Below are 14,286 nucleotides of genomic sequence, written 5' to 3'. Positions count from 1 at the left end.
AGCCCCCTGGACGCGCGCGCTACGGGCGTTCGTCGGAAGGTCCGTCGGTGTCGTCGCCATCGGCGTTGCCTCCCAGGTGCTCGTGGACCGCCGCCGCGAAACGCTCGCCCCGGTCCGCGTAGGAGCCGAACTGGTCGAACGACGCGGCAGCGGGGGCGAGGAGGACCGTGTCGCCCGGTCTCGCGACCGAAGCGGCATGCCGGACCGCCTCGGGCATGACCTGATCAGTGTCCGATGCTTCGACCTGCAGCACCGGCACCGCGGGCGCGTGTCGTCCGAATGCCTCCAGGACGGGGGTCCGGTCGGTGCCGATCACGACGACCCCGCGGGCGGTCGGCCCGAAGCGCTCGACGAGGCCGTCGATGTCGACGCCCTTGAACTGGCCGCCGACGATCCACACGACGGACCCGAACGCGGACAGCGATGCCGTCGCGGCGTGCGGGTTCGTGGCCTTCGAGTCGTCCACCCAGGTGATGCCGTCGGCCCCCGTCGCGACCAGTTCGGTGCGGTGGTGGTCGGCGCGGAAGGCCTGCACCGCGCTCTGGATCGAGCTCGGTCGGACCGCGCCGGCACGCGCGAGGGCGGCCGCGGCGAGCACGTTCATCGTCATGTGCGGGCTGGCGAGACCGGCCTGCTCGAGGTCGGCGTGCGTGGCGAGCTCGAGCGCCGAGTTCCGGCGGTCCTCGGTGAACGCGCGGTCGCAGAGGACGTCCTCGACGACCCCGACCTCGCCGGGGCCCGGGATGCCCGGGGTGAAGCCGACGGCACGGCAGCCCTCGACGACGTCGGCGTCCTCGACCATGGCGCGGGTGGCCTCGTCGGTGACGTTGTAGACGCACGCGAGCACGGTGCGCTCGTAGACCTTGGCCTTCGCGGCCCGGTACGCCGCGGCGGAGCCGTGCCACTCGAGGTGGTCGTCGGCGATGTTCAGGCACGCGGACGCGAGCGGCAGCACCGCCCCGTCGCCGGAGTCCGCCATGTAGTGGAGCTGGTGGCTGGAGAGCTCGACCACGAGGACGTCGAAGCCGTCCGGGTCGCGGACGACGTCGAGCACCGGCACGCCGATGTTGCCGCACGCCACGGCGCGGAGCCCCTCGGCCGCGTACATCGCGGTGGTGAGCTGCGTCGTGGTGGTCTTGCCGTTCGTGCCGGTGATCGTCACCCACGGGGCCGCGACCGGGCCGCGGACGACCTTGTCGCGCACGCGCCAGGCGAGCTCGATGTCGCCCCAGACGGCACTGTTCGCCACGGACCACTGCACGGTCGCGTTGTGCGGCGGGAGCCCTGGCGACACGATGACGACGTCGGGCGCCTGGTCCTGCAGCGCCGCGGGGACGCTGTCGAGCGGGGTCTGCACGAACCGGGCGCCGATGACCTCGAGCAGTTCGACGCTGTCCGCGGGGGCGTCCGTGGAGTACACGGTGACGCTGCTGCCGAGCTCGACGAGGGTGTCGGCGACGGAGAACCCGGTCGCACCGAGCCCGAGCACGGCGACGTCGAGGCCCTTCCAGCCGTCCGAGTACCAGCTGTCGAGGCCCTGCAGACGATCAGCCAACGCGCGCGATCCATTCGAGGTAGAAGAGTCCGACACCCGCGGCGACGCAGAGCCCGGCGATGATCCAGAACCGCACGACGACGGTGACCTCGGCCCAGCCCTTGAGCTCGAAGTGGTGGTGCAGCGGACTCATCCGGAAGATGCGCTTGCCGTGGGTGATCTTGAAGTACGCCCGCTGCAGGATGACCGAGCCGGTGACGATGAAGAACAGGCCACCGATGAGGACGAGCAGCAGCTCGGTGCGGCTGAGGATCGCGAGACCCGCGAGCGCGCCGCCGAGGCCGAGCGAGCCGGTGTCGCCGAGGAAGATCTGTGCCGGCGACGTGTTGTACCAGAGGAAGCCGATCAGGCCACCGCACACCGCGGCCGCGACGACCGCCAGGTCGAGCGGGTTCGTCACCGTGTAGCAGGCGTGCTCGGTGCTGGCGTCGAGCCGGGCACCGCCGCAGATCTGGTTCGACTGCCAAAAGCCGATGATGACGTAGGAGCCGATCGCCAGGATGCTCGACCCGGTCGCGAGGCCGTCAAGGCCGTCCGCCACGTTCACGCCGTTCGACGTCGAGACCGTCAGCAGCACGATCCAGGCCAGGAACAGGATCGTCCCGATGACCGTGCCGAGCGCCATGAAGTCGAGCCACGGGATGTCCCGGATGGCGGAGATCATCGTGGACGCCGGGGGCTTGCCCGTCGAGGTCGGCACGACGAGGGCGATGGTCGCGAAGATCACGCCGACGATGACCTGGCCGAGGATCTTCGCCCACCCGCCGAGCCCGAGGCTCCGCTGGCGCCGCACCTTGAGGAAGTCGTCGACGAAGCCGACGAACCCGAGCCCGACCATCAGGAAGAGCACGAGCACACCGGACAGCGTGATGGAGTCCCCGCCGACGAGGTGCCCGACGAAGTAGCCGATCACCGTGCCGAGGATCAGGACGATGCCGCCCATGGTCGCGGTGCCGCGCTTGGTGTGGTGCGACTGCGGACCGTCGTCACGGATGAACTGTCCCCAGCCGAGCCGGTGGAACAGCCGGATGAACAACGGCGTGAGCAGCAGTGTGAACACCAGCGACACCGCGCCGGCGATGAGCAGGGCGATCATGCGGAGACACCTCCGAGGCGGTCGCCGAGGAATCGCAGCCCGGCCGACTTCGAGGACTTGACGAGGACGACGTCGCCGGGGCGGACCATCTCCTGCAGGGCGTGGACGGCGTCGTCGACGTCCTCGATGAACACGGACTCGCCGTCCCACGATCCCTCGAGGGTGGCGGCCTGGTGGATCGGCATCGCGCCGCGGCCGACGACCACGAGCTGACCGACACCGAGACGGACGACGAGACGACCGATGCGGTCGTGCTCCTCGACGGAGAACTCCCCGAGCTCGGCCATCTCGCCGAGCACGGCGATGGTCCGCTCCCCCGGACGCACGATCTGCGCCAGGGTGCGGAGCGCGGCCGACATCGAGTCGGGCGAGGCGTTGTACGCGTCGTTGATGACGGTGACGCCCTCGGGGCCGCCCTGGAGCAGCTCCATGCGCCAGCGCTCGGCGCGCGTCATCGACGCGAGCGCGGCGGCGCCGTCCGCGAGCGGGACGCCCCAGCGGTGCGCGACGGCCAGCGCGGCCGTCGCGTTCATCGCGTGGTGCTCGCCGAGGATGGCGAGGCGGACGTCGACGGTCTCGGGAACCTGTGCCGAGCCTCTCCCCACCGGCACGGCCGACTCGCCGCTGGCGCGTCGATCCGGAACCGGCGGCGTGGGCCCAGATCGGTCGCTTTCCGTCGGGTGGTCACCGACGGTCCGGACGGGAGGCGCGGTGAGGGTGAAACGGGTGCCGTCACGGTCCGTGGACACACCGGACAGGCGGTAGTCCGCCTGGTCGGACGTGCCGAAGCCGACGACCTCGGCGGCCGTCAGGTCGCGCATCGCCGCGACGCGGTCGTCGTCGACGTTGAGGAGGGCGGTCGCGGTGGCCGGCAGGTCGGTGACCATCTCGGACTTCGCGCGCTGCGTCGCCTCGATGCCGCCGAACTCACCGGCGTGCGCGAGGCCCACCTTGAGGACGACGCCGGTGTCGGGCTCGGCGATGCGCACGAGCTTGGCGATGTGGCCGACGCCGCTCGCGCCCATCTCGACGACGAGGTAGCGGGTGTCGTGCGTGATCCGCAGCATCGAGATCGGGGCGCCGACGTGGTTGTTGAACGAGCCCTCCGGCGCGACGGTCTCGCCGTGCGCGGACAGGATCGTGCGGAGCATGTTCTTCGTGCTCGTCTTGCCGTTCGAGCCGGTGATGCCGACGACGCGGAGCGGTGCCGGGCTGCCGTCGGCCGCGGTGCGCTCGGCGCTGGAGGCACGGACGCGGGCGACGACCTCGTGGGCCAGGGCAGCGAGCGCCGCGTAGCCGTCCGCGACGACGATCTGCGCGGTGTCCCCCGAGATGTCCGTCTCGTGCTCGGTGATCACCAGCGCCGCACCGGACTCGGCCGCGGCCGGGACGAAGCGGTGCCCGTCGGTCTCCTCACCGAGGAGCGCGAAGAACACACTGCCGGGGCCGACCAGGCGGGAGTCGGTCTCGACGGAGCCGTCGACGACCGTCTCGGCGGCACCGCGGACGAGCTCGCCGTCGACCGCGGCGGCGATCTCGGCGAGGGAGAGGGCGATCATCGCGCTTCCTCCACCGGGCCGGCGTTCGGCTCCCAGCCGGCCTCGCGGAGTGCCGCACGGGCCTCGTCGCGGGCGGAGTACGGGGTCCGGACACCCTGGATGTCGCGGTAGTCCTGGTGGCCGGGGCCGGCCCAGAGGATCGAGTCGCCCTCGCCGACGAGACCGACGGCGGTGCGGATCGCGGCCTCCGGCGGGGTGACCTCGTGGATCTCGTGCTCGGGGAAGGCGTCGCGCGCGGCGTCGACCAGGGTCTTCCGGATCGATGCGGCGTCCTCGAAGCGCGGGTGGTGGTCGGTGACGACGAGGATGTCGGACCCCTCGGCGGCCACACGGGCCATGTCGCCGCGCTTGGTCTTGTCGCGGTCGCCGTCGGCGCCGAACAGCATCACGACCTTGCCGGGGGTGAACTGGCGCACCGCGGCGAGGGTGTTGAGGAAGGCGTCGGGGCTGTGGCCGAAGTCGACGTAGACGCTCGGGCCACGGTCGCCGGAGACGCGCTCGGTGCGGCCGGGGAGGTAGCACTCGATGGCGGAGACGGTCGCGCCGTCCTGCTCGTCGGGGTAGCGGCGGTGGTTGCTCTCGAGTGCGTGCGCGATGGCGCCGAGCTCGAAGCCGCCCTCCACCAGCATCACGATAGCCAGCGCGGCGTTCGCGGCCATGTGCCAGCCGATGAGCGGCACACGGGTGGTGAGCTCGCGACCCTCGGGGCCGGTGAGCCGGAACTCGGTGTACGCGGCGTGGGCCTCGACGATGTCGACGTGCCACTCCGCCTCCACGTCCGGGTGCACCGTGATGGTGGTCACCGGGATGCGGGAGTCCTCGACGACACGGTGACCCCACTCGGAGTCGAGCGAGACGACGCCGCGGCGGCCGTGCTCCGGCTGGAACAGCGGCAGCTTCGCCTGGAAGTACTCCTCCATGTCGGCGTAGTCGTCGAGGTGGTCGTGGCTGAGGTTCGTGAACGCGACCACGTCGAAGACGATGCCGTCGACGCGGTGGCGACTGAGGGCCTGGGCGCTCACCTCGACGGCGACGGCGCGGACCTCGCTCTCGCGCATCCGGGCCAGGAGCGCGTGCATCTCGCTCGCCTCGGGCGTGGTCAGGCGGCTCGTGACGCTGAGCGAGCCGATGTGGCGCTCCGCGGTCGAGCTGAGGCCCGTGACCAGGCCGAGCTGCTTGAGGATGCCCTCGAGGATGTACGACGTGCTGGTCTTGCCGTTCGTGCCCGTCACCGCGAAGAGCTGCGGGAGGTCGGTCGCCTCGTCCGGGTGCGTCCGGTAGACCCATGCCGACACGTCACCGAGCGCCGCACGGGGGTCGTCGACGACGAGCACCGGCAGGCCGGACGGTTCGGCCAGCGCCACGCCGGCGTCGTCGGTCAGCACCGCGACGGCACCGCGCTCGGCAGCGTCCGCGGCGAACTCCGCGCCGTGCCGGTTCGCACCGTGCACGCCGACGAAGACGTCACCCGGCGCGACCTCGGCCGCGCTCAGCGTGACGCCGGTCGTCTCGACGCCGTCGAGCGAACCGACGACCCGCAGACCGAAGGCGTTGGCCAGTTCGGCGAGGGCCCTCGGGGTCGGGTGTTCGGGCCGGAGGACCGGGGGGATCCGTGCGGACAAGTGCTCCTTCTTCCTCACCACGGGGACGGTCTGGTCTACCACGTCGACGGGTAGGTCTTCGCCTGGGTCGTGGAGGGGGCAACGCGGTACTTCTCGAGCACCTGGGACATGAGTGTGCGGAACGCCGGAGCCGCTCCGCTCGACCACTTGTTGGTCTGCGGCTTCGTGAACGTCACCGTGACAACATACTGGGGGTCCTCGGCGGGTGCCATTCCGGCCACCGAGGTGATGCGCTCCGAGCCGTAGCCCTTCGAGCCCTCCGCGACCTCGGCGGTACCCGTCTTCGCGGCGATGTTGTAGCCCGAGATCGGCTTCATGCCGACCAGCGTGCCGCCCGTGACGACGCTCTGGAGCATGTCGGTGACCTGCGTGGCGGCGCTGGCGGAGACCACGCGCTCGCTCTGCACGTCGGGCGCGTCGATCGTCTTGCCGTCGGCCGTCGTGCAGCCCTTCACGAAGTGCAGCGGGATCCGGACCCCGTCGTTCGCGATGGTCTGGTAGATGCTCGCGACCTGCATCGCCGTCGTCGAGATGCCCTGCCCGAACATCGAGTTGATGTCCGTCTGCTGGTCCCAGTCCGGCGTGGAGCCGTACTGCATGCCCGGCTGCCCCGGGTAGTCGATCGCCGACTCCGGCTGGAACAGCCCGAACTTCTTCATCACGTCGTAGCGCTGCTGCTCGGTCAGGCGGGCACCGAGCTCGGTGATGCCGACGTTCGAGGAGTCCCGCAGGATGCCGGTCAGCGTCAGGTTCTCGGTCGCGTGGAACTCCGAGTCGTGGATCGTGCCGCCCCACGGGAACGTGCGCGAGTACGGCACCACGACGCCGGTGGTCGGGGTCGCCTTGCCCTGGTCGATCAGCGCCGCCGCGATCGCCGCCTTGATCGTCGACCCGGGCTCGTACGTGTCGGTGAGCGCGCGGGAGCCGTACGCCCCCTTGTCCTTCGTCGCGTCGACGTCGTTCGGGTCCACCGTCGGGTAGTCCGCGACCGCGAGGACCTCGCCGGTCTTCACCTTCGTCACGGTCGCCGTGGCGGACACCGCACCGAGCTGCTGCGCGGCGTCGGCGATGTCCTGCTGGGCCATGTACTGCAGGTCGCTGTCGATCGTCGTCGTCAGCGTCCCGCCGTCCTTGGCCTCCTTCGTCGTCACGGTGCTGCCGGGCAGCTGGACGCCGTCCTCACCGCGCTCGTACGTCTCGGAGCCGTTCGTGCCGGCGAGGCACTGGTCGTACGCGTACTCCAGGCCCGCCTGGGCGCCGTCGGTGCCCATGAAGCCGGTCAGGTTGCCCGTGGTCGCCCCGGTCGGGTACGTCCGCGCGGACTGCTGCTGCGGGTAGAGCCACGGGACGTCGAGCGCCTTCACGGCCTCGTAGTGCTTCACGTCGAGGCCCTTGACCAGGTAGGCGAAGTCGGACTTCGGGTTCGCCTCGATGGCCTTCTGCATCGCTGCCGCGTCGCCGTCGGACGCCTTCGCGATCGCGGCGAGGGCGGTCTCGACGGTGACGTCCTTGACGCGGGTCCCGCCGAGCTTGCCCTCGAAGTCCTTCACCAGCCGCGGGGCGGTGGTGATGTTGTACCGGGTGACACTGTCGGCCAGTTCGGTGCCGTTCCGGTCCACGATCGAGCCACGCGTGCCGTACAGCGTCACGGGGATGCTGCGCTTGGCGGTGGCCGCCTCGTTCAGCGTCGCGGCCTGCACGACCTGGATGTCGACCAGCCGGATCACGAAGACCGCCACGAGGGCGATCACGGCGATGATCACGACGCTGTACCTGAGCCGGCGGTTGCGGATCGTTCTCGTCACGCGGTGCGGTCCTTCCCGGGTGGTGCTGGGGGCAGTGCTGACCCGCAGGTCACCTGGTGGAGGGCGCCTGGAGCTGGTTCGGGTCGGACTCTACGGACGACTTCGACGAACCCGTGTCCGACGCGCTGGCCCCGCTCGTGTTCTCAGAGTCGTCCTTGGTGGACGTGCTCGAGTCCGTCGTGCTCGTCGTGCTCTTGTCCGTGCCCGTCGTGCTCTTGTCCGTGCCCGTCGTGCCCGTCGTCGCGCCGTTCTCCTTGCTCGTGGTGGTGTCACCCTGCTTCGCGACCAGGGGGACGTCGTCGAGCAGCGAGTTCGGGACCTGGTTCGCGGTGTTGCCCGTCGCCTCGTCCGGTGTCGCCGGGGTGGGCGTGCCGTACACGCGGCCGGTCTTCGGGTCGAGGTACACCGGCGTCGAGTTCGCGATCATCCCGAGGGCCTGCGCGTTGCGGGCCAGGTTCTGCGGCGAGTCCAGGACGCGGAGGTCCTCGGACAGGGACTGCTGCGTGCGGCTGAGCTTCGTCTGCTCCGCGCTCAGGGAGTTCAGCTGGTACGCGCCCTGGCTGAGCACCATGCTGATCCCGAGCTGCGCCAGGAGCAGGAGGCCGAGCGCCGCGACCGCCACGATGGCGTACGCGATGCGGGGCCGTGCGCGGCGCTGCGCGCGGGTCGGCGTGACCTCGACGAGCTCCGGGCGGTTCCGGTCGCGCGACGGGCGGGGCGCGCGCGACGGGGCGACGGCGGGGTCGACGAGTGCGAGGTTCGTGCTCATGTCACTTCCGGATTCGCTCGGCCGCGCGGAGTCGCACGGGTGTTGCTCGGGGGTTCGCGGCGCGTTCGGCATCGTCGGCCAGCTCGGCGCCCTTGACGACCAGGGAGAAGGTGGGGGCGTGCTCGGGCAGCTCCACCGGCAGGTCCGCCGGCGCACTCGAGGTGGTCCGCTTCACCAGGGCCCGCTTCACGATGCGGTCCTCGAGCGACTGGTACGACTCGACGACGATCCGGCCGCCGACCGCGATGGCGTCGAGCGCCGCCGGGATCGCCCGCTCGAGGACGCTGAGCTCGGTGTTGACCTCGATGCGGAGCGCCTGGAACACCCGCTTGGCGGGGTGGCCCTGGCGCTGGATGGCCACCGGGGTCGCGTCGTGGAGCACCTGCACCAGGTCGCCGGACATCGTGAACGGGGTGGTCGCCCGACGCTCGACGATCGCCTTCGCGTAGCGGCCGGCGAGCTTCTCCTCGCCGTAGCGCTGGAAGATCCGCCGGAGCTCGCCCTCGTCGTACTCGGCGAGGACCTCTGCCGCGGTGATGCCCTGGGTCCGGTCCATCCGCATGTCGAGCGGGGCGTCCTGGCTGTAGGCGAAGCCGCGCTCGGCCCGGTCGAGCTGGAGCGACGAGACGCCGAGGTCGAACAGCACGCCGTCGACCTCGCTGAAGCCCAGACCCTCGATCGCGTCGACGATCTCGTCGTAGACCGTGTGCACCAGGTGCACGCGGTCACCGAAGCGGGCGAGCCGCTCCCCCGCGATGCCGAGCGCGTCGGTGTCCCGGTCGAGCCCGATGAGCGTCAGCTCCGGGAACCGCTCGAGCAGTCCCGCGGAGTGGCCGCCCATGCCGAGCGTCGCGTCGACCACGACCTTGCCCGGGCCCTCGAGCGTCGGCGTGAAGAGGTCCACGATCCGCTCGAGCATGACGGGGGTGTGCGGGAACCGCTCGGGTTCGCGCTGTTCGTTCTCTTCGTGGGATTCGTTCTGTTCTGCCATGTGCAGCCCTCGATCTCCTGGGCCGCGGGTCCGGATCCCCATCCATACCGACCTGACACCGGGGAAGGTGCATCAGGGCGGACGGCTGGGAGTCCCGATCCGCGGATCAGAAGATGCCCGGGATCACCTCCTCGTCGTTCTCGGCGAATGCCTCTTCGGCTTCGGCGTAGTAGGCCTCCCACGCGGTGGTCGACCAGATCTCGGCACGGTCACCGCTGCCGATGACCGTGAGGTCCCGCTCGAGCCCCGCGTACTCACGGAGGTTCTGCGGGATCGTCACGCGGTTCTGCTTGTCGGGCTGTTCTGCGCTGGCCCCCGAGAGGAACAGGCGCATGTAGTCCCTGGTGCGCTTCGACGTCATCGGTGCCTGACGGATGCGCTCGTGGATCTCCTCGAACGTCCGGGCACTGAAGACGACCACGCACCGTTCCTGCCCGCGGGTCATCACGAGGCCCCCGGACAGTTCGTCCCGGAACTTGGCGGGGAGGATCACGCGACCCTTCTCGTCGAGCTTCGGGGCATGGGTACCGAGCAGCACGTCGGGGCCTCCCCTCAGCTCCACCGGTTGTCGATGAGCCCCACGGTACTCCACTTCCCTCCACCAACCCAGCGTTCCGCTCCCGAATTCGCCCCTGACACCCTTTTTGGGGCCGCGTCCCGCGCTCCCGACGGCGCCGCACACGCAGAACAGCCCCGAATCCATGCGGATCCGGGGCTGGAGCGCTGCGGTGGAGCAAAGTGGAGGACTTTCGCAGCCGCGGGGGCCGCGGCGTCCTCGCGGCGCGCGGCTGCTGCGCGGCGGCGCGCGGCGGTGCGCGGCGGAACGACTCGGAACGACACCCACGCTGTCGCACGACGACGACTTCGTCGTCCCTTGCAGACGCAACAGGTGCGAGCGCCGCCCAGCGACAGAAGCGCTGTCGTACGACAGCGGCCTCGTCGCCCCTTGCAGACGCAACGAGCACACGCCGGTCGCAACCCCCACCCGGCCTGGAGGCTCGGCGCGACCCCGCCACGAGCCTCCAGTCCGGCGGTCGGTCGCGACCAGAGCCTCCGGCTCGCGCGTTCCTTCCCATCACACCCGCGCTGAGAAGACGATTCGCGCGTAGGAGGTGGAAACTTCCGACCCCCTACGCGCGAAACGACCGACGGGAACGCGAGCGGCGGGCGGCCCGCGCGCGCCGCCGCGGCCGCGTGCCCGCGGCGCGGCGCGGCCGCGGCGCGGCCCCGCGGCGCCGCCGCGCCGCGCCGCGGGCACGCGGAACGGGGCCGGCCCGTGTGGGCCGACCCCGTTCAGGAGTGGTGCGAGCTAGCTCGGGTCGTTCCGCTTGTCCCAGCGGTCGTTCATGCGGTCCATGAACGAGCCACCGGAGGAGGTCCCGCGAGCCCCGCCGGGCGACGATGCCCGCGGTGCCTTGGCGGACTTCGGTGCGCGCATGCCCGGGCGGAGCGCGAACAGCACCCCGGCGAGCATGACCACGAAGCCGAGGACTCCGATCAGGGGCTGGCGGATGACCAGCCCGAGGATGACGACGGCGACTCCAGCGAGCGCGCCCAGAACCCCGAGCGTGATCGACGTGTACGTCGGACGCCCTTGTCGCCGGGTGACGCGCGCCACGAAGTCGGAGTCGTTCTGATAGAGGCTGCGCTCCATCTCTTCGAGAAGGCGCTGCTCTTGCTCCGAGAGTGGCATCTTGATTCCCTCTTGTCCCTGGGATCGACGCGTGGATTTGGTGGACCGATTCTATGTCTCGGCCACCCACTAGGGTAGGGATCGTGGCTGAGAGTACGCGATTAGTGGACCTCGTCTCGGCGCGGATCGATCGGGCGCTCGACGAGCAGCGCGATCGGCTCGCCGCGATCAGTCCGGACCTGGCTCCGTTCGACGAGTTCGCCCGAGACCTCCTGTCCGGCGGCAAGCGCTTCCGGGCCCTGTTCTGCTACTGGGGGTGGCAGTCCGTCGCGGGTCGTTCGGGCTCGTTCGACCCCCTCGCGGAAGGGTCGCGCCAGACCACGGCCGAAGCGGTCGTCACGGTGGCCGCGGCACTCGAGATCTTCCACGCGGCAGCCCTCGTGCACGACGACATCATGGACCGCTCGGACACCCGCCGCGGGCGTCCGGCAGCGCACCGCCGCTTCGAGTCCAAGCACCAGGAGTCCGGCTGGGTCGGTGACCGTGCCCTCTACGGGACGAACTCCGCGCTGCTCCTCGGCGACGGGCTGCTCTCGTTGAGCGACGCGGTCTTCGACGAGGGCCTCGCGCTCCTCGACCCCGCCCGTGCGCGGATCGTCCGCCAGGAGTTCCACGCGATGCGCCTCGACGTCACCGCCGGTCAGTACCTCGACATCCACGAGGAGACGGCCTGGCCGACCGTGGACGAGAGCGAGCACCTGCTCCGCGCCCAGCGTGTCGTGGTCTTCAAGTCGGCGAAGTACTCGGTCGAAGCACCCCTGGTCATCGGTGCCCTCGTCGCCGGCGCGTCCGAGTCCCAGCTCGAGGGGCTCCGCGCGTTCGGCCTCCCCCTCGGCGTGGCCTACCAGCTGCGCGACGACATGCTCGGCGTGTTCGGCGACCCCGAGGTCACCGGCAAGCCCGCTGGTGACGACCTCCGCGAAGGCAAGCGCACCGTCCTCATCGCCACGGCCCGCAAGGCACTGCCCGGTGGTTCGCGGGCGCTCCTCGACGAGCTGCTCGGCGACCCGGACCTCGACGAGGCCCAGGTGCAGATGCTCCGGGCCACCCTCACCGAGTCCGGCGCGGTGACCGCGGTGGAGCGCTCGATCGACCGGCACGTGCAGCGCGCCAAGGCGGCGCTCGACGCCGCCCCGCTCACGCCGTCGGCGCGCGAGCAGCTCGCGTCACTTGCCGAGACCGTCAGCCGCCGCGTGGCGTAGACGCAACCGGAGACCGACCGGGAGGCCCGGTGCCAGCTGGCACCGGGCCTCCCGTCGGTCTCCGGCCCCGACCAGAGCGTCGGGCGGGACCGGCGAGAGCAGGGACCGGCCAGAGCGGGGACTGGGCCTAGAGCAGGGACTGGGCGATGCGGCGCACCTCGGCCTTGCGGCCGGCGCGCAGCGCGTTGATCGGCGAGTCGCCGATCACGTCGTCGACCGCGAGCATCCAGCGCACCGCTTCGTCGTCGGTGAAGCCGTTGTCGCCGAGCACGACGAGCGTGCCACGCAGTTCGGGCAGCGGCTCGCCCTCGTCGAGGAACTCGCTCGGGACCCGCAGCACGCCACCAACACGTGCGGGCAGCAGGGTGCGCTGCTCGAACAGGCGGTGGACGCGGCCGGGGCTCACGCCGAGGAGGTCGACGAGGTCCGGGACCGTCAGCCAGCGTTCGGAAAGGGACATGTCATCCGTGGGTGTGGCACTCACACGCCCATGTTGCCAGAGGGACGGCCGAACGGAATCCACACGCGAGTCACATTGGTCACACACATCACATCCGACTCTCTGGTTGACTTGCGATTCACGACATGCCAGCGTGGTGCCACCTGTGAGTGCGCGCCAGCGTGCGCACAGCTCACCCGGAGACAGGAGCACCACGTGGACACCGCCGCAGACGACCACGCTCGACGCCAACGATCGGCCCGCTTCGCGACCATGCCGATCGTCCTCGCGGGGACCATCGCCGTGACCGCCGGACTCACCGGCCCCGTCGCCCACGCCGAACCGCGCCACGAGGACGACGGCGCGAACAACAAGCGCCACGTCGACCAGGACCACAACGTCGGGCACCGCTCGGTGTTCGGCACCGCGGTCGCCCGGCCGGCGCAGACCACCGTCACCACCGTCGCCGCGGTCCGCAAGGCTCCCACCACGTACACCGTGCAGCAGGGCGACACCGTGTCGGGCATCGCCGCCCGGTACGGCCTGTCCGCGCAGGAGATCCTGGTGCGCAACGGCCTCGGCTGGAACACGATCATCCACCCCGGGCAGACGCTGCACCTGGCGTCGACCCCCGCGGTCACCACGGCCAGCGCGACGACCTCGTCCACGTCCAGCTACCACGTGAAGTCGGGCGACACGATCTCGGGCATCGCGTCCCGGGTCGGCGTGTCGACGTCGGCGCTCCTCGGGGCGAACAAGCTCTCGCTCGCGAGCGTCATCTACCCGGGGCAGTCGCTGACGGTGCCGAAGGCCGGCTCGTCGTCCGCGGCGGCGCCCGCTGTCGCGACCACCAGCTCATCCTCCTCCTCAGCTGCTTCTTCGTCGTCGTCGTCGTCGACGGGGTCCGTCACCATCCGCAGCGGGCAGACCATCGCCACGATCGCCGCCGCGCACGGGGTGTCGGTCTCCGCGCTCCTCTCCGCGAACGGCCTGACGTACACGAGCACGATCTACGCGGGCAAGACGCTCGTCCTGCCGACCTCCGGACCGTCCCTGTCCGCCGAGCAGCGCCAGAACGCCGAGACCATCGTCGGCGTCGGCCGCTCGCTCGGCGTCCCGGACCGCGGGCTCGTCATCGCCCTGGCCGCGGCGATGCAGGAGTCGAGCCTCCGGAACCTGCCGCACGGCGACCGCGACTCGGTCGGCCTGTTCCAGCAGCGTCCGAGCCAGGGATGGGGCACCGCGGCACAGCTGCAGGACCCGACCTACGCGGCGAAGCTCTTCTTCGGGGGCAAGTACAACCCGAACAAGGGCACGACGGCCGGGCTGCTCGACGTCCCGGGGTGGTCGACGAAGAGCGTGACCGATGCCGCACAGGCCGTCCAGCGCTCCGCGTACCCGAAGGCGTACGCCCAGTGGGAGAAGTCCGCGACCGCCTGGTTGGCGACGCTCTGAGCGCAGCGCGCACGCGTCCGCGTCGCGGGGTCGACCTCATCCCTGAGATCGAGATTGCATCACGACCGGTGCGCCGATGCGTCGTCGTGCAGTCCCGATT

Annotated in this window: 12 protein-coding genes; 2 read left to right on the top strand and 10 right to left on the bottom strand. The window is 70.9% G+C overall.

Annotated elements, in window-relative coordinates; all coding sequences use genetic code 11:
* Positions 1 to 19 precede the first annotated feature (19 nt).
* The 9 genes from murD to EDF24_RS17485 form a co-directional block, all read right to left on the bottom strand.
* Positions 20 to 1,555, bottom strand: coding sequence for a UDP-N-acetylmuramoyl-L-alanine--D-glutamate ligase (gene murD, locus EDF24_RS17525; protein ID WP_260233495.1), 1,536 nt, complete (start codon positions 1,553 to 1,555; stop codon positions 20 to 22).
* Positions 1,548 to 2,651 (bottom strand): phospho-N-acetylmuramoyl-pentapeptide-transferase, encoded by a 1,104-nt coding sequence (gene mraY / locus EDF24_RS17520; RefSeq protein ID WP_123653074.1) that lies wholly within the window; start codon positions 2,649 to 2,651, stop codon positions 1,548 to 1,550. The genes murD and mraY overlap by 8 nt, the downstream gene beginning before the upstream one ends.
* On the bottom strand, positions 2,648 to 4,210 hold the full coding sequence (gene murF / locus EDF24_RS17515) for a UDP-N-acetylmuramoyl-tripeptide--D-alanyl-D-alanine ligase (protein ID WP_123704575.1): 1,563 nt from the start codon (positions 4,208 to 4,210) through the stop codon (positions 2,648 to 2,650). Before murF ends, mraY begins: the two co-directional genes overlap by 4 nt.
* Positions 4,207 to 5,850 (bottom strand): Mur ligase family protein, encoded by a 1,644-nt coding sequence (locus tag EDF24_RS17510; protein ID WP_395868419.1) that lies wholly within the window; start codon positions 5,848 to 5,850, stop codon positions 4,207 to 4,209. Before EDF24_RS17510 ends, murF begins: the two co-directional genes overlap by 4 nt.
* Before the next feature lie 17 nt (positions 5,851 to 5,867).
* Complete coding sequence (locus EDF24_RS17505; RefSeq protein WP_260233494.1) at positions 5,868 to 7,637, bottom strand: penicillin-binding protein 2; 1,770 nt, start codon at positions 7,635 to 7,637, stop codon at positions 5,868 to 5,870.
* A gap of 49 nt (positions 7,638 to 7,686) precedes the next feature.
* Positions 7,687 to 8,406, bottom strand: a complete 720-nt coding sequence (locus EDF24_RS17500; protein WP_123704573.1) for a hypothetical protein — start codon at positions 8,404 to 8,406, stop codon at positions 7,687 to 7,689.
* 1 nt (position 8,407) lies between these two features.
* Complete coding sequence (gene rsmH, locus EDF24_RS17495) at positions 8,408 to 9,397, bottom strand: 16S rRNA (cytosine(1402)-N(4))-methyltransferase RsmH (RefSeq protein WP_123704571.1); 990 nt, start codon at positions 9,395 to 9,397, stop codon at positions 8,408 to 8,410.
* Between the two features lie 106 nt (positions 9,398 to 9,503).
* On the bottom strand, positions 9,504 to 9,935 hold the full coding sequence (gene mraZ, locus EDF24_RS17490; RefSeq protein WP_123653803.1) for a division/cell wall cluster transcriptional repressor MraZ: 432 nt from the start codon (positions 9,933 to 9,935) through the stop codon (positions 9,504 to 9,506).
* A 771-nt stretch (positions 9,936 to 10,706) separates the two neighbouring features.
* Entirely contained in the window at positions 10,707 to 11,090 is a 384-nt protein-coding gene (locus EDF24_RS17485; RefSeq protein WP_123653069.1) for a DUF3040 domain-containing protein, read from the bottom strand.
* A gap of 83 nt (positions 11,091 to 11,173) precedes the next feature.
* Between EDF24_RS17485 and EDF24_RS17480 the strand changes: the two genes are divergently transcribed.
* Positions 11,174 to 12,292: a polyprenyl synthetase family protein gene (locus tag EDF24_RS17480; RefSeq protein WP_123653068.1), complete on the top strand. Its 1,119-nt coding sequence runs from the start codon at positions 11,174 to 11,176 to the stop codon at positions 12,290 to 12,292.
* Positions 12,293 to 12,419: 127 nt separating this feature from the next.
* On the opposite strand, the gene EDF24_RS17475 is transcribed toward EDF24_RS17480, so the two are convergent.
* On the bottom strand, positions 12,420 to 12,752 hold the full coding sequence (locus tag EDF24_RS17475) for an Rv2175c family DNA-binding protein (RefSeq protein ID WP_123653067.1): 333 nt from the start codon (positions 12,750 to 12,752) through the stop codon (positions 12,420 to 12,422).
* Between the two features lie 195 nt (positions 12,753 to 12,947).
* Between EDF24_RS17475 and EDF24_RS17470 the strand changes: the two genes are divergently transcribed.
* Positions 12,948 to 14,186 carry a LysM peptidoglycan-binding domain-containing protein gene (locus EDF24_RS17470; RefSeq protein ID WP_260233493.1) on the top strand — a complete coding sequence of 413 codons (1,239 nt, stop codon included), beginning with the start codon at positions 12,948 to 12,950 and terminating at the stop codon, positions 14,184 to 14,186.
* The last annotated feature ends 100 nt before the right edge of the window (positions 14,187 to 14,286 follow it).

The organism is Curtobacterium sp. PhB130 (assembly GCF_003755165.1).
Classification (GTDB): Bacteria; Actinomycetota; Actinomycetes; order Actinomycetales; family Microbacteriaceae; genus Curtobacterium.
This window is presented reverse-complemented; position numbering and strand designations above follow the sequence as displayed.

Bases quoted from the DNA above. Each gene is read 5' to 3' on its own strand.
- mraY (WP_123653074.1), bottom strand. From the start codon at position 2,651: ATGATCGCCCTGCTCATCGCCGGCGCGGTGTCGCTGGTGTTCACACTG.
- murF (WP_123704575.1), bottom strand. From the start codon at position 4,210: ATGATCGCCCTCTCCCTCGCCGAGATCGCCGCCGCGGTCGACGGCGAG.
- EDF24_RS17500 (WP_123704573.1), bottom strand. From the start codon at position 8,406: ATGAGCACGAACCTCGCACTCGTCGACCCCGCCGTCGCCCCGTCGCGC.
- rsmH (WP_123704571.1), bottom strand. From the start codon at position 9,397: ATGGCAGAACAGAACGAATCCCACGAAGAGAACGAACAGCGCGAACCC.
- EDF24_RS17485 (WP_123653069.1), bottom strand. From the start codon at position 11,090: ATGCCACTCTCGGAGCAAGAGCAGCGCCTTCTCGAAGAGATGGAGCGC.
- EDF24_RS17475 (WP_123653067.1), bottom strand. From the start codon at position 12,752: ATGTCCCTTTCCGAACGCTGGCTGACGGTCCCGGACCTCGTCGACCTC.